We start from the raw sequence: 15784 nt of genomic DNA on the forward strand, positions 1-15784 counted from the left end.
TTATGGAACCAGTAATAGGACATAAAATTCAAATAGAGGTACCAGAAGAATATACATATAAAAATTTAATGAGTCAAGTATTAGAGATACTACCGGAAAATAGATATATAATTTCTGTTCCTATACTAAATACAACACTAGTACCCATACGTATAGGGGCAAAGATAGAGATGTATTATACAATAGAATCAAAGGGGGTATTTAAATTTCAAGCTGTAGTTGAAGATAGAAGAAAATCAGCAGTTCCATATCTTATCGTAAAAAGAGTATCTGATATAAAAAAAATACAAAGAAGAAATTATTTTAGGCTAGACATTTCGCTTCCTGTAGATATTTATGACTTGGAAAAACAATTAATTCTAAGGGGATATACAAAAGATATTAGTGGTGGAGGAATAAGCTTATTATCTAACAAAACTATATCTAAAAATAGCATTATATTTTGTAAGATTAATATAGAAAATAACATTTACAATATTAAAAGCAAGGTAGTTAGAAGTGGCATATGGGAGAAAAATCCTGATATGTTTGAAATAGGACTAAGTTTTATAGAAATAACAGATAAAGAAAGGAATGAGATAGTAGGTTTTATATTTAAAGAACAGAGGAAACTTATGAAAAAAGGGTTGATGTAAATGAGAAAAATAAATGTTTTAGTTGTAGACGATTCAGCATTTATTCGTAAGATGATAATAGATATATTGTCTTTAGATGCTGAAATAAATATTATAGACACAGCTAAAAATGGAAAAGAAGCTCTAGACAAAATATCAAATAATAAAGATATAGATGTAGTTACTTTAGATGTAGAGATGCCTGTAATGAATGGAATAGATGCTTTAAAATCAATAATGAAAAATAATCCAATGCCAGTTGTTATGCTGAGTAGTTTAACAAAAGATGGAGCAGACTTAACTATACAGGCTTTAGATATAGGGGCTGTAGATTTTATAACTAAACCTTCTAATATATTCAAGATAAACAGTAATGAAATTAAAAAGTTAATTATTGATAAGGTAAAAACAGCAGCTAAAGTTAAAGTTAGACCATATAATTCAAATCAAACTAGTTTTGATTATAAGACTAAGGAAAGTTTAATAAAAATAAATTCTAATAGCTGTGATAAAATTGAAAATATAGTAGCTATAGGAACATCAACAGGAGGACCAAGAGCTCTTCAACAAGTAATTCCTAAAATAAATAAGGATATAAATGCTCCTATATTTATAGTTCAACATATGCCACCTGGATTTACAAAATCGTTAGCAAACAGATTAAATCAAATTTCTAATATACAAGTAAAAGAAGCCCAAGATGGTGAAACAGTAAGAAATGGAGTTGCATATATAGCCCCAGGAGATAGACATATAAATTTTGTACAAAGTGGAAAATGTATAAAAATTCAGCTAAATGATGGAGAAAAAGTATCAGGCCATAAGCCTTCGGTTGATTCTATGTTATATTCGTTATCAAAAATAAGTTTTAAAAAGGCTATATGCGTCTTAATGACAGGTATGGGGTCAGATGGAGCTTTAGGTATGAAAGAGATAAAGAAAAAAGAAAATGTAATTACTATCGCAGAAGATGAATCTACTTGCGTAGTCTTTGGAATGCCTAAAGTTGCTATTAATTTAGGAGTTGTAGATAAAGTATTAAAACTTGATAGCATAGGTGAAGAAATCAATACTTTAATGGGGGTGTAAATAGTGTTTGATTTAGAGCAATACTTAGATATGTTTTTAGATGAGTCTAAAGAACATCTTGAAAATTTAAATAGAAATTTATTAAAACTTGAAGAAGACCATTCAATAGAGACTGTAAATGAAATATTTAGAATAGCTCATACCTTAAAAGGCATGTCATCGACTATGGGTTTTGAAAAAATAGCAACTCTTACTCATAAAATGGAAAATGTATTAGATGATATAAGAGCAGGAAAGCTAAAAATAACGACAGCTATAATAGACTTATTGTTTGAGGGATTAGATATACTAGATGAGTTTGTTAAAAACATAGAAGCTGAAGGAAAAGAAAGTGATAGATCAATCGATAACATAATAAACAATTTGTGTAATCTAAATGATGTAGAAACTACAGATAGTGAAAAAGATAGTTCTTCACAACTTCAAGACGATTTTCAGTACGTAACATCTATAGCACAAAAAGCTAAAGATCAGGGAATAAATTGTTACGAGATAAATGTAAAACTTGAAGAAAGTTGTATATTAAAAGCAGCAAGGGCGTTTTTAGTATTTAAAGCTGTAGAACAAAATGGAGAAATAATATATTCAAATCCGTCTACGGAAGACATAGAAGATGAAAATTTCAGTGATAACTTTAATATAATAGCTTTAACTAAGCTTAAAAAAGAAGATTTTAAGGAAAAGATTTTGGCAATATCAGAGATAAAAGACGTTACTATAAAAGATTTTGATAAGGACAGTATAAATTTAGATCAAGTAAAAAATCTAACTGTAAACACAGGAAATAAAATTCAACAAAATAATGAGCAAAATATAGAAAGCAAGAATGATCAATCAGAGTCTAAACAGCGCAAAGGAAAAACCTCAAAAACTGTAAGAGTTGATATAGATAGGCTAGATAATTTAATGAATTTAGTTAGCGAACTTATAATAGTTAAAACAAGGCTAGAAGACATAGATACTGATCTTAAAGGCCAAAATATGAATGAGGCCATAGAATATTTAGAGAGAATAACAACAAGTTTACATGATGCAGTAACAAAGGTAAGAATGGTTCCGATTGAAAGAGTATTTAATAGATTTCCTAGAATGGTAAGAGACCTTTCTAAAGAGTTAAACAAGGAAATAAACCTAATAATGGAAGGTGAAGAAACAGAAGTAGACAGAACTGTTATAGATGAGATAGGCGATCCTTTAATACATTTACTTAGAAACTCTATAGATCATGGTATAGAAACTCCTGAAGTAAGAAAATCTCTTGGCAAAAGTGAGGTTGGAACTACAAAGCTTATAGCATATCCAGATGGAAATAACGTAGTTATAGAAGTTTGTGATGATGGTTCAGGTCTTAACATAGAAAAAATAAAGAAAAAAGCTTTAGAAAAAAATATAATAACAAAGGAACAAGCAGAAATAATGGATGATAAGGAGGCGGCAAAATTAATATTTGCGCCAGGTTTTAGTACAGCAGATAAAATTTCAGATATATCAGGAAGAGGAGTAGGGCTAGATGTAGTTAAAACAAAGATAGAAGCCTTAGGTGGTACAGTAGAGATAGAAAGCGAAAAAAATAAAGGGAGCAAATTTATAATAAGACTTCCGTTGACATTAGCTATAATTCAAGCCCTTCTTGTAACAGTTGAAGATGAAAAGTATGCTATACCTTTAAATAATATAAAAGAAATAACAAGCATAAGCACAGATAATATAAGAATTGTAGAAGGCAAGGAAATTGTGTTATATAGAGGAAAAACACTTCCTTTAATAAATCTAGGGAATGTGCTAGATGTTGAAAGAAAAAGTGAAAATAACTCTAAAGAAATAATAGTAGTAATAGTGAAAAAGGGAGATAAGGATTTAGGCTTAATAGTAGATAACTTAATAGGACAACAAGAAATAGTTATAAAATCGTTAGGTAAGTATCTAAGTGGACTTAGTTTTATAGCTGGAGCTACTATATTAGGAAATGGAAGCGTTGCATTAATAATAGATACAAATTCTCTATTTCAAAGGGAGTGGTATAGTTGAAAAATAATGAATCTCAATATGTAGTTTTTAGGTTAGGAGAAGAATATTACGGAATAAATATTGAATATGTACAAACAATTGAAAGAATGATGAATATAACTAGAGTTCCAAAGACAGAAAAATATGTAAAAGGGGTTATAAATTTAAGAGGAGAAATAGTGCCTGTTATAGACTTAAAAGACAGGTTTAACCTCTTATCAGGAGAGTATACTAATGATACTAGAATAATTGTAAACAGAATAGACGATATTCTTATTGGATTTATAGTTGACTCAGCTTCAGAAGTTAAAGAAATAACTGAAGAAAATATAGATTACAATATTGTTGATGATAATTTTAATGATGGATTTGTAAAAGGTATAGGAAAACTAGAAGATAGAATAGTTATACTTATCGATGAACATAAAATATTAGATGTTAAATAGGACTTGAAAGGGGTGAATACGCAGCCTAAGCTCAGGCTATGCAGAGCTTCTGCATAATGTACACTTAAATGTGTATGAGAAGAAGTTTTTAGATTCTTCAGAGCTTTTAAATATGAAATTTTCTGTTGAAAACATAAAGGGTTTATACTTAGATATAATTAAAGAAATAGGCAACATAGGTGCAGGCAATGCTGCTACATCTCTTTCAGAACTTATAAATAGAAAAATCGAAATGGAAGTTCCTTCAGTTGAAATTTTAGATACAGAACAAATTGTTAAAATTTTAGGTGGAGAAGATTTAGTGGTTTGTGGAGTATACCTAAATTTTCATGGAGATATAAATGGAACAATATTACTAATACTAGATATAACATCGAGTAATAATTTATTATCTATTTTATTTCAAAGACCAGTTGAAAACTTTGAATATAATGATTTAGAAATTTCAGCTCTTCAAGAGATAGGAAATATATTATCGAGTTCTTATATAAACTCTGTATCTTCTCTATCTAATTTAAAAATAAATATATCTGTACCTTCAGTTAGTATAGATATGGCAGGCTCTATATTGAGTGTGCCAGCAATAGAATACGGAACAATAAGTGACAAGATTATTCTAATAGAAAATAAATTAAGTGAAGGAGGAAGTGAGATAACTGCTAAGTTCTTCCTTATGCCTGATATAGATTCTTTCAAAATATTATTCAAGAGCCTAGGAGTGTTGACTGATGAAGAATAGTATTAAAGTAGGAATGGCAGATTATAAATTAGGAAAAGATGGAGATATACTTGTAACACTAGGCTTAGGCTCTTGTGTAGGAATAGTGATTTACGATAAATTCAAAAAAATAGCGGGTATGGCTCATATTATGTTGCCATCTAGTAAAGAAATAAGGAATAATCTTAATAAAGCTAAATTTGCAGATACAGCTATAGAATATATGTTAAATGATATTATAAATGCAGGAGGGTCAAAAAGCTCACTTATAGCTAAAATAGCTGGTGGGGCCCAAATGTTTAAAATTGCATCAGCTAATGAAAGCTTAAACATAGGAAAAAGAAACGTTATGGCTGTTAAACAAGTACTATCAGAGCTTAGAATACCAATAATTGCAGAGGATGTATTAGGAAACTATGGTAGGACAATAGAGTTTGATTGTAGTACTGGAGACTTAACGATAAAAGCTATAGGAAAAGAAAAGAAAGTTATATAGTTTAGGTGTTTAAATATGAAAACTTCTTTATTAATAATAATTAACTATTTTATACTCTTAGTAGTTTTTATAGTTTCTTTTATAAATAAAATAAGTTTTAGTGAGTTTATTAAAAGAACCTTTATAGTAATTCTTTGTGTGAACACATTTATGTATTTATTGAATATGATTTTTAAATACTATGTAAAAACTAGTAGAATAAATATTACGTTGCCTCCAACTAAAGATGATATAAATGATATTTTAAAAGAAAGTTATAACGAAAAGCAGATAGATGAGGAGTTTAAAGAAATAAAATTAGCAGATCTTAACAAAGAGCAAGAATAGAGATTTGGAGGAAATAGATGGATTACAAGGAGTTATGGGATAAGTACAAAAACACAAAAGATGAAAACTTAAAGTCAGATATAAAAAAAGAGATAATTTTAAAGTACTTGGAGTTGGTCAAGGTAATATGCGGAAGACTTTATAATTATTATGGTGCAAATATTGAATACGATGATTTGATAGGTTATGGAATAATAGGTCTTATAGATGCTATAGAAAAATATGATCCAAATAAAAATATAAAATTCGAAACTTATGCATCTGTAAGAATAAGAGGAACAATAATAGATGAAATAAGAAATCTAGATTGGGTTCCAAGAAGTATAAGACAAAAATCAAAAATACTAAAAGATACATATAGCAAATTAGAAATGACTCTAGGAAGAGAGCCAACTATTTCAGAAATAGCAAACGATATGAACAAAACAGAAGAAGAGGTTTTAAAACTATTAGAGGAAACAAGTTTATATAATATAGTATCTTTAGAAGATGAATTAAAAGAAAATTTCAAAATACAAATAAAAGATGAATCTATTTTTGCTAGTCCAGAAGAAGCGACCTTAAAAAAAGATGATATTGATAGACTGAAAAAAGCCTTAGAAAAATTAACTGATAGAGAAAAACTAATAATAAATTTATATTATTATGAAGGATTAACTTATAAAGAAATATCTAGTATTCTTAAAATATCAGAATCTAGAATATCACAGATAATAAGTAAAACCATTTTAAAACTGAAATCTAAACTTGAAATTATATAATTTTTAAGGGGGATTTTTATGAAATCAGGGGGAAGTAACACAATAAAAGAAAATTACGGAGATTTTGAGCTGGTTCTAAGTTTATTTGGCAACATGATGCAAGCATATCTTACAATAAAGACAAAATGTAAAGATATCCAAATAAACAAGCAACAGTTAATTGATTTTTTAAAAAGAAATAATGTAGTATATGGAGTAAACGAAGATTTACTAGAAACAATGATTTCTCATAGGATGTACAATTCACCTGTAAAAATAGCACAAGGTTTAGATCCTATAAAAGGAGAAGATGGATTTATAAAATATTATTTTAATATAAATACGAAACCTACAGCTAAAACACTAGAAGATGGAACGATCGATTTTAAAGAATTGGGATATGTAGAAAACATAAAAAAGGGAACTGTCCTTGCAGAAAAGTTTCCACCTAAAAACGGCATAGACGGTGTAAATGTGCTAGGAGAAACAGTTAAAGCTCCTGTAGGAAAATATGTTGATTTTAAGATAGGAAAAAATGTACAGATAAGCGAGGATGGATTTAAACTTATAAGTACAGAAGATGGAAGAATTGATTTTAAAGATGGTAAAATAGAAATAAATACAGTTTTAAATATACCATCAAATGTAGATGCAGCAACAGGTAATATTAGATTTAATGGAGATATAGTAATAAATGGTGATGTTAAATCTAATTTTTTAGTACAAGCAGATGGAAATATAGAAATAAATGGAGTTGTTGAGGGAGCTATTATTAAATCAAAAGGAAATCTTATAGTAAAAGGTGGAATAAGGGGAAACGAAAAAGCAAATATTTATTGTGGTAAAGATTTAACTTGCAAATATATAGAAAATGCAAAGGTAATATGTGAAGGAGATATAGTTACAGATTTTATTTTACATTCTGTTATATCCAGTGGAAATAATGTAACTGTAAGTGGAAAAAAGGGAATGATAGCAGGAGGATCAATACAAGCTAAGAATGAAGTTTTAGCTAAAGTTATAGGATCACCTATGGGAACAGCAACTAGCATCGAAGTTGGAACAGATCCTAAGTTAAAACTAAAATTAGATACATATATTCAAGAAAAACAAAATATACAAAAAAATATGGAAGATTTGTTACAGAAAATTAATCTATTTAAGAAAAATATGGGTAATAGCTTTATATCTGAGGAGAGAAAACAAATTCTAGTAAAAAGCTTATCTTTATATAAACAGCTTTCAGAGAATTTAGAACTAATAAATAAAGAAATAAAGGCTGTAGAAGAAAAAATTAATAACTTAAATCAAGGAAAAGTCATAGTTCAAGATAAGATATATTCTGGGTCAAAGATAAAGATAGGAATTTATGTTAAATATATATATGAAGATGTAGGCGCTGCTCAGTTCTATATAGATAATGCATGCATAACCACTAAAGCTTAAATTAGGAGGATTGTATGAGTATTAATTACATCATTGTAATTATATCACTAATTATGTTTACAATAAGCATATTTGTATTAATAAGGTATCTAGAGTATACTAAAGTTAGTCAAAATGATTTAACGGGTGATCATATAAAAATTTTAATAAAAAAGATGGATGAATTTGAATCTAAAATAAACAATTTAACTCAAAAAGAGATTTCTAAGATTGATTATGATAATGGGATACAAGCTTTAATAAACAATGGTTATTCAAAACATGAAATAGCAAAAAGGACAAATAAAAGTATAAGAGAGATAGATTTAATGTTAAAGCTAAAAAAAGGAGGAAAATCTTGAAAAAAGCTATACTTTCTCTGTTTTTATTGGGCTTTTCTTTGGGACTGATGATTTGTTCTACGTTAAATATAGTTATTAATAACGGTAATTTAAGCAACGAGCTAGATGATAAAGATGTAAATAGACAAGAAATAAAACTAGATGAAAATTTAGAAGAAAACAAAGATAAAATTTCTAAAAAAGAAGAACAACAAAATAATGATCAAGAATATGTGAATATAAAAATTGAAACTGGATATACTTCTGATAGGGTAGTGGATATTTTATACGAAAATGAACTTATTAGCAACAAAGAAGATTTTAAGCTTATGCTTAATTTACTTCAGTTAAATGGAAAAATAAAAGTGGGCGAAAAACAAATTAAAAAAGGTTCGAGTATGAAATCTATAATACATATATTAACTAATTAGTTAAAAAATATTGTAAATAGAATTTTCATGTGCTATACTATCAAAGGTGAAATTATTACACACGCTTTGGAATTCTTAAAATGGTGCCTTAGGGTATTTTAAGAAGATGACCAGGGCGGAGGAAAAAACCATGGAGGTGTTTTTAATGTCAGTAATAGCTATGAAACAATTATTAGAAGCAGGTGTTCATTTTGGACATCAAACAAGAAGATGGAATCCTAAGATGAGTCAGTATATATTTACTGAAAGAAATGGGATTTACATCATCGATCTACAAAAAACTGTTAAAAAAATTGAAGAAGCTTACAAGTTTACTAAGGAAGTAGTTGAAAGCGGAAAACCTATACTTTTTGTAGGAACTAAAAAGCAAGCACAAGAAGCTATAAAAGAAGAAGCTGAAAGAACAAATATGTTCTATGTAAATGAAAGATGGTTAGGAGGAATGTTAACTAACCACAAAACTATAAAAAATAGAATTGCTAGATTAAGAGAATTAGAGAGAATGGAAGAAGATGGTACTTTTGATGTTCTTCCTAAAAAAGAAGTAATCAAACTAAGACATGAAAAAGAGAAATTAGAAAAATACCTAAATGGTATAAAAGAAATGGAAGAATTACCAGGAGCTTTATTTGTTGTAGATCCAAGAAAAGAAAGAATAGCTATAAAGGAAGCTCACAAGTTAGGTATACCAGTTATAGCAATAGTTGATACGAATTGCGATCCAGAAGAAGTTGACTATCCAATTCCAGGAAATGATGACGCGATAAGAGCTGTTAAGCTTATTACTTCTACTATTGGTAATGCAATATTAGAAGGAAAGCAAGGAGTTCAAGACGAACAAGAAGAAGTAGTAGTAGAAGAATAATATATGGTAAGGGATAGTCCCTTACCTTTAATAATATGTATGGAGGCGATGGTATGGCAATTACAGCTGCAATGGTAAAAGAACTAAGAGAAAAAACAGGTGCAGGAATGATGGATTGTAAAAAAGCACTAGAAGAAGCAGGAGGTGACTTAAATAGAGCTGTTGACATATTAAGAGAAAAAGGACTAGCTAAAGCTGCTAAAAAATCTGATAGAATAGCTGCAGAAGGACTAGTTTCTATAGCTATATCAAATGACAATAAAGTTGCTGCTATAACAGAGATAAATTCTGAAACTGACTTCGTTGCTAAAAATGATGAATTCAAATCTTTTGTTCAAGATGTTACTCAAATAGTTTTAAACTCTCAAGCTCAAGATGTTGAGCAATTATTAGAAGAAAAATATTTAGATACTGATTCTACAGTAAAAGAAGTTTTAAATTCTAAGATAGCAACAATTGGAGAAAACATGAATATAAGAAGATTTGAGAAATTTGAAATAAACGATGGACAGGTAGCAGGTTATGTTCATGGTGGAGGAAAAATTGGGGTTCTTGTTAAATTAGAAACTTCAAGTGAATCACAAGAAGTTATATCTTTAGGAAAAGATATAGCTATGCAAGTAGCTGCTATGAATCCTAAGTATATATCTCAAAAAGATGTTGATCAAGAATACATAGCTCATGAAAAAGAAATACTAATGCAACAAGCATTAAATGAAGGAAAACCTGCTGATATAGTTGAGAAAATGGTTATGGGAAGATTAAATAAGCAACTAAAAGAAGTATGCTTACTAGATCAGTCTTTTGTTAAAAATCCAGACATTACTGTAGGACAACTTGTTAAAGAATATGAAAACAAATTAGGTGTTTCTATAAATATATCTGACGTTGTAAGATTCGAGGTTGGAGAAGGAATAGAAAAGAAAGAAGAAAACTTTGCAGAGGAAGTTGCTAAGCAACTTAAGAACTAGTTAAAAGAAAAAAGAGAACACTGTAGTGTTCTCTTTTTTGAAAATATGAATGGAGGACCTTTTTTATGAGACAACCAGTATATAAGCGCGTGTTGTTAAAATTAAGTGGAGAGGCTTTAGCAGGAGAAAAAGGATTTGGAATAGATAATGATATTGTAAATCAGATAGCATTATCTATAAAGGAGTTACATAATTTAGGAGTAGAAGTAGCAATAGTAGTAGGTGGAGGAAATTTCTGGAGAGGAAGATCTAGCGAGGGAATGGATAGAAGTACAGCAGATTATATGGGTATGCTTGCAACAGTTATAAATTCTCTTGCTATGCAAGATGCATTAGAAAATTTAGGTGTTTTAACTAGAGTTCAGACAGCTATTGAAATGAGACAAATTGCAGAACCTTACATAAGAAGAAAAGCTATACGTCACTTAGATAAAGGAAGAGTAGTTATATTTGCTTCTGGAACAGGAAATCCATATTTTTCTACAGATACTGCAGCTGCTTTAAGAGCTGCAGAGATAGAAGCGCAAGTTATATTGCTTGCTAAAAAGGTAGATGGGGTTTATGATAGTGATCCAAAAGTAAATCCAAATGCTATAAAATTTGATAAACTTTCATATATGGAAGTTTTAAAAAGAGGATTGAAAGTTATGGATTCTACAGCAACATCTTTATGCATGGATAATAAAATACCTATAAGAGTATTTGGATTAGATAATCCAAGAAATATAGTAGATATAGTTCTTGGAGAAAATATAGGAACCTGTGTGGAGGAGGAATAAGATATGAAATTGGAAGTACACAAAGCTTTAGAAGAAAAAATGCAAAAGACTATATCAGTACTTAAAGAAGAATTAAGTGTAATAAGAGCTGGAAGAGCTAATCCTACTATGTTAGATAGAGTAGTTGTAGATTACTATGGATCAGCAACTCCATTAAAACAGTTAGCTACGGTATCTGCTCCGGAACCTAGAACATTAATTGTTCAACCATGGGATATGTCAGCCTTAAATAATATAGAAAAGGCTATACAAAATGCAGATTTAGGTTTCAATCCTACAAATGATGGTAAAGTTATAAGAATAGTAATACCTCAGCTTACAGAAGAAAGAAGAAAAGACCTTCTAAAAGTAGTAAATAAAACAGGCGAAAGTGCAAAAGTAGCACTAAGAAACGAAAGAAGAGATGCTAATGATAAACTAAAAAAAATGCAAAAAGATGGAGAGTTAACTGAAGACGATTTAAAGAAAGCTCAAGATGAAGTACAAAAAATAACAGATAAACACATTAAACTTGTAGATGAAATGTTGGAAAAGAAAAGTAAAGAAATTATGGAGGTTTAGTGTGGACCTAGAAAAAATTTTAGGCACTGAGCTTAGTCAAGCTAAAAAAATATTAAAAGATAATAATATTGAATTTGAAATTATAGAAACAGTAGGATATAAAGATACAGATATTTTAAAAGTACCTAGAGTAGTAAATATAGAAATTAATAATAATAAGGCATACTTGACTGTTACATATTTTTCCATCCCTCTATCATAAGGGATGGAAAAATATAATTATATACGGAGGATTGGTATGAATAATACAAATATTCAAATTGATATTAGTAATATTCCTAGACATATAGCTATTATAATGGATGGTAATGGAAGATGGGCTAAAAAAAGATTTATGCCTAGAACTTTTGGGCATAAGGCAGGAGTAGAAACAATAAGAGAAATTGTTCAAGAGTGTAGTAGATTAGGAGTTAAATATTTAACTTTATACGCTTTCTCTACAGAAAATTGGAAAAGACCTACTGAAGAAGTCAATGCATTAATGACGTTGCTAGTAGAATACTTAAAAAAAGAAGTAAAGCAGTTACATGAAAACAATGTAAGATTAAATGCTATTGGGGATATATCTTATTTACCTAAAGTAGCATTAGAAAAATTGAATGAATCAATAGAAATTACCAAAAATAATACGGGATTAGTTCTTTCATTGGCTTTAAATTATGGAAGCAGAAATGATATAAAGCATGCTATTATTGATATTTTGAGAGATTATGATGAGAAAAAGTTTACCATTAATGATATAGATCAAGATTTTTTAAAAAAATACTTAACTACAAAAGATTTACCAGATCCAGATATTCTTATAAGAACTAGTGGTGAGTACAGAATAAGTAATTTTCTATTATGGGAAATTGCATATACAGAATTATATTTTACAAATGTGTTCTGGCCTGACTTTAAGAAGAATCATTTACACGAAGCTATATTAGACTATCAGAATAGAGAAAGAAGATTTGGATCCGTTTAATAGGGGGTATATTTTGTATGGTTAAAAGAATATTATCATCACTAGCATTACTTCCAATTCTATTTTACGTATTGATTAATGGAGGACTCCCCCTTTATATAGGAGTTTTCGTTGTTTCGGTAATAGGGTTTAGAGAGTTTTATCTAGCATTTAGATTAAAGGGAATAAATGTAGTAACATGTCTTGGGTATATAACCTCAGCTGTATTTTTTTTATTTTTTGTATTTAGAGTTGGCATAAACTACATAAATGCACTTATTCTTTTGTTGTTTTTTATATCTAGTATATTATTATTTTCTGAAAAATATAATGTTATAGATATAGCAATCACACTTTTAGGTATAATATATATCCCCTATTTTATGAGTCATATAGTACTTATTAAAGATGGGATACAAGGGGATTTTATATGGTTGATATTTATAATAGCATGGATGACGGATACTTTTGCTTATTTTAGTGGGTATTTTTTCGGAAAACACAAATTGATACCAAAAGTAAGTCCTAAAAAAACAGTAGAAGGAAGCATAGGCGGGATAATAGGAAGCATAATTTCATGTGTTATATTTGGTTATTTAACTAATCAAAATGTTTTAGATATGGTTATAATAGGATTTATGGGAAGTATATTCGCTCAAGTAGGAGATCTATTCGCTTCAAGTGTGAAAAGATTCGTAAACATTAAAGATTATGGAAAATTAATACCTGGTCACGGAGGTATATTAGATAGATTTGATAGCATTATATTCACAGCACCTGTTGTATATCATTATGTTTCAATATTTATAAAATAGCTTCAGATATATCTGAAGCTATTAGTATTAGTGAGAAAGGGTGAAAATATGAAAAATATATCTATACTAGGTTCTACAGGATCTATAGGAATACAAACTTTAGATGTAATAAGAGAGAATAAGGATAAGTTTAATGTTACTGCGTTAGCTGTAAAGTCCAATATTAATATGCTTTTAGAGCAAATTCAAGAGTTCAGGCCTAAAGTAGTAGTGGTTTATGAAGAAAACGAAGCAATAAAATTGAAGAATATGTTACAAAATACTCAAATTGAAGTTCTTCATGGTATGGATGGATTAAAATATATAAGTTCAATGGAAGAAGTAGATATTGTGTTAACAGCATTAGTAGGAATGATAGGGTTAATACCTACAATTGAAGCTATTAAATCTAGAAAAACGATAGCTTTAGCAAATAAAGAAACTTTAGTTACTGGTGGTAAACTAGTAATGTCAGAATCGAAAAAATACAATTCTAAAATAATACCAGTTGACAGCGAACATTCAGCTATATTTCAGTGTTTAAATGGAGAAGATATAAAAAATGTAGAAAATATAATTCTTACAGCTTCAGGAGGGCCATTTAGAGGAAAGAAAAAAAATGAACTTATAAATGTAACAAAATCTGAGGCACTAAAACATCCAAATTGGAACATGGGCAGCAAGATAACTATAGACTCATCAACTTTAATGAACAAGGGATTAGAAATTATAGAGGCTAAATGGCTGTTTGATATAAATGTAGAAAATATAAAAGTTTTGGTACATCCACAGAGCATAATACACTCTATGGTTGAATTCATTGATGGGTCAGTTATAGCTCAACTAGGGAACCCAGATATGAAGCTTCCTATACAATATGCTTTGGGATATCCGTGTAGAATATCTAATAATTTTGAAAGATTAAACTTAGCTAAAGTAGCTACACTTACATTCGAAGAGCCAGATATGGATACTTTCCCGTGTTTAAGATTAGCATATGAAGCTATACATTTAGATGGAACTTATCCAACAGTATTGAATGCAGCTAATGAGGTTTTAGTGAGTGAATTTCTAAGGGAAAGTATAGGTTTTTACGACATACCTAAATACATAGAAGTAGCAATGGAAAAACATGAATTTATTAAAGAACCAACACTTGAAGAAATTCTACAAATAGATGAATGGACTAGAGATTTTGTTACAAAAAGTATAAAATAGGAAGGTGAAGAAATGAATATACTTGTATCTTTTTTAGTTTTTGGAGTGATAGTTTTTTTTCATGAGTTAGGACACTTTGCTATTGCTAAGATGGTTGGTGTAAAAGTATACGAATTTGCTATAGGAATGGGACCGAAATTATTTAGTTATAGAGGTTATGAAACGGAGTACACTATAAGAGCATTACCTTTAGGGGGATACGTAAGGATGGAAGGAGAAGAGGAATCATCCGATGACCCTAAGAGTTTTAGCAATAAATCAGTGCTTGAACGAATAAGTATAATTTTAGCAGGACCTGTCATGAATTTTGTATTAGCAGTGATTTTATTTATGATTATTTTTATAAATACTGGTATACCAACCACTATTGTAAAAGATACAATACAAAATCTTCCTGCTCAACAGGCTGGCATAATGCCTGGAGATAGAATAGTTGAAATAAATAATAGTAAAGTTAAAACTTGGGATGATGTTGTTAAAGAAATTAACTTTTCTGAAGGCAAACAAATAAATATAAAAGTTGAAAGAGATAAGAGTTTATACACATATATTGTTAAACCTGTACAGGAAGAAGGAAGAATAATTATAGGAATACTTCCTAAACAAGAAAGAAATATTTTATTATCATTCAAATATTCAGTATATAGGGTTTATTATATATTAAGTGATATGTTAAATTTCTTATTTAGAACTATAACAGGAAAAGCATCGGCTACAGAAGTAACTGGACCTGTAGGTATATTGAATTTGGTAGGGCAAGCTGCTCAAGTAGGAATGTTAAATGTAATCTACTTAGCTTCAATAATAAGTATTAATCTAGGACTTTTAAACTTGCTTCCAATTCCAGCTTTAGATGGAAGTAGAATTTTGTTTTTGATTGTAGAAGGAATAAGAGGTAAAAAAATAAGTCCTGAGAGGGAAAATACTGTTCATTTAATAGGATTTGCTTTATTAATGGCCTTAACTATATTTATAACATACAAAGATATCTTAAGAATAATCAAATAGAAGGTGAT

General features: G+C 29.1%; 20 protein-coding genes. All 20 read left to right on the plus strand.

The window, feature by feature from the left end; genetic code table 11:
- Positions 1-2 precede the first annotated feature (2 nt).
- Entirely contained in the window at positions 3-635 is a 633-nt protein-coding gene (locus JWYL7_RS04515; RefSeq protein ID WP_066069560.1) for a flagellar brake protein, read from the plus strand.
- Positions 636-1703 carry a protein-glutamate methylesterase/protein-glutamine glutaminase gene (locus JWYL7_RS04520; RefSeq protein ID WP_066069563.1) on the plus strand — a complete coding sequence of 356 codons (1068 nt, stop codon included), beginning with the start codon at positions 636-638 and terminating at the stop codon, positions 1701-1703. It abuts the gene before it with no gap.
- Positions 1704-1706: 3 nt separating this feature from the next.
- Positions 1707-3731: a chemotaxis protein CheA gene (locus tag JWYL7_RS04525; RefSeq protein WP_066069568.1), complete on the plus strand. Its 2025-nt coding sequence runs from the start codon at positions 1707-1709 to the stop codon at positions 3729-3731.
- The gene (locus tag JWYL7_RS04530; protein WP_066069571.1) at positions 3728-4156 is read left to right on the plus strand and encodes a chemotaxis protein CheW; all 429 of its coding nucleotides are present in this window, start codon (positions 3728-3730) and stop codon (positions 4154-4156) included. The genes JWYL7_RS04525 and JWYL7_RS04530 overlap by 4 nt, the downstream gene beginning before the upstream one ends.
- A gap of 70 nt (positions 4157-4226) precedes the next feature.
- Positions 4227-4895 carry a chemotaxis protein CheC gene (locus tag JWYL7_RS04535; RefSeq protein WP_331722109.1) on the plus strand — a complete coding sequence of 223 codons (669 nt, stop codon included), beginning with the start codon at positions 4227-4229 and terminating at the stop codon, positions 4893-4895.
- A complete protein-coding gene (locus JWYL7_RS04540) occupies positions 4885-5370 on the plus strand; it encodes a chemotaxis protein CheD (RefSeq protein WP_066069576.1) in 486 nt (161 codons plus the stop codon). Before JWYL7_RS04535 ends, JWYL7_RS04540 begins: the two co-directional genes overlap by 11 nt.
- 15 nt (positions 5371-5385) lie before the next feature.
- Positions 5386-5697 carry a hypothetical protein gene (locus JWYL7_RS04545; protein ID WP_066069579.1) on the plus strand — a complete coding sequence of 104 codons (312 nt, stop codon included), beginning with the start codon at positions 5386-5388 and terminating at the stop codon, positions 5695-5697.
- Between the two features lie 17 nt (positions 5698-5714).
- Positions 5715-6458 carry a sigma-70 family RNA polymerase sigma factor gene (locus JWYL7_RS04550; RefSeq protein WP_066069582.1) on the plus strand — a complete coding sequence of 248 codons (744 nt, stop codon included), beginning with the start codon at positions 5715-5717 and terminating at the stop codon, positions 6456-6458.
- 18 nt (positions 6459-6476) lie between these two features.
- Entirely contained in the window at positions 6477-7883 is a 1407-nt protein-coding gene (locus JWYL7_RS04555) for a flagellar assembly protein A (protein ID WP_066069584.1), read from the plus strand.
- Between the two features lie 14 nt (positions 7884-7897).
- On the plus strand, positions 7898-8224 hold the full coding sequence (locus tag JWYL7_RS04560; protein WP_066069587.1) for a hypothetical protein: 327 nt from the start codon (positions 7898-7900) through the stop codon (positions 8222-8224).
- Positions 8221-8634 carry an endolytic transglycosylase MltG gene (locus JWYL7_RS04565; protein WP_066069590.1) on the plus strand — a complete coding sequence of 138 codons (414 nt, stop codon included), beginning with the start codon at positions 8221-8223 and terminating at the stop codon, positions 8632-8634. The genes JWYL7_RS04560 and JWYL7_RS04565 overlap by 4 nt, the downstream gene beginning before the upstream one ends.
- 145 nt (positions 8635-8779) lie before the next feature.
- A complete protein-coding gene (gene rpsB, locus JWYL7_RS04570) occupies positions 8780-9499 on the plus strand; it encodes a 30S ribosomal protein S2 (RefSeq protein ID WP_066069593.1) in 720 nt (239 codons plus the stop codon).
- Between the two features lie 53 nt (positions 9500-9552).
- Positions 9553-10470 (plus strand): translation elongation factor Ts, encoded by a 918-nt coding sequence (gene tsf / locus JWYL7_RS04575; protein ID WP_066069596.1) that lies wholly within the window; start codon positions 9553-9555, stop codon positions 10468-10470.
- 65 nt (positions 10471-10535) lie between these two features.
- Entirely contained in the window at positions 10536-11249 is a 714-nt protein-coding gene (gene pyrH / locus JWYL7_RS04580; protein WP_066069598.1) for a UMP kinase, read from the plus strand.
- Positions 11250-11252: 3 nt separating this feature from the next.
- On the plus strand, positions 11253-11810 hold the full coding sequence (gene frr / locus JWYL7_RS04585) for a ribosome recycling factor (RefSeq protein WP_066069600.1): 558 nt from the start codon (positions 11253-11255) through the stop codon (positions 11808-11810).
- Position 11811: 1 nt separating this feature from the next.
- Positions 11812-12012 carry a hypothetical protein gene (locus tag JWYL7_RS04590; RefSeq protein ID WP_066069603.1) on the plus strand — a complete coding sequence of 67 codons (201 nt, stop codon included), beginning with the start codon at positions 11812-11814 and terminating at the stop codon, positions 12010-12012.
- 36 nt (positions 12013-12048) lie between these two features.
- Entirely contained in the window at positions 12049-12777 is a 729-nt protein-coding gene (uppS, locus tag JWYL7_RS04595; RefSeq protein WP_066069606.1) for an undecaprenyl pyrophosphate synthase, read from the plus strand.
- A 17-nt stretch (positions 12778-12794) separates the two neighbouring features.
- Positions 12795-13571 carry a phosphatidate cytidylyltransferase gene (locus JWYL7_RS04600; RefSeq protein WP_066069609.1) on the plus strand — a complete coding sequence of 259 codons (777 nt, stop codon included), beginning with the start codon at positions 12795-12797 and terminating at the stop codon, positions 13569-13571.
- Between the two features lie 48 nt (positions 13572-13619).
- Positions 13620-14768 (plus strand): 1-deoxy-D-xylulose-5-phosphate reductoisomerase, encoded by a 1149-nt coding sequence (locus tag JWYL7_RS04605; protein WP_066069612.1) that lies wholly within the window; start codon positions 13620-13622, stop codon positions 14766-14768.
- 12 nt (positions 14769-14780) lie between these two features.
- Positions 14781-15776, plus strand: a complete 996-nt coding sequence (gene rseP, locus JWYL7_RS04610) for an RIP metalloprotease RseP (protein ID WP_066069617.1) — start codon at positions 14781-14783, stop codon at positions 15774-15776.
- The last annotated feature ends 8 nt before the right edge of the window (positions 15777-15784 follow it).

This window comes from Alkalithermobacter thermoalcaliphilus JW-YL-7 = DSM 7308, assembly GCA_001584565.1.
GTDB classification, from domain to species: domain Bacteria; phylum Bacillota; class Clostridia; order Peptostreptococcales; family Peptostreptococcaceae; genus Alkalithermobacter; species Alkalithermobacter thermoalcaliphilus.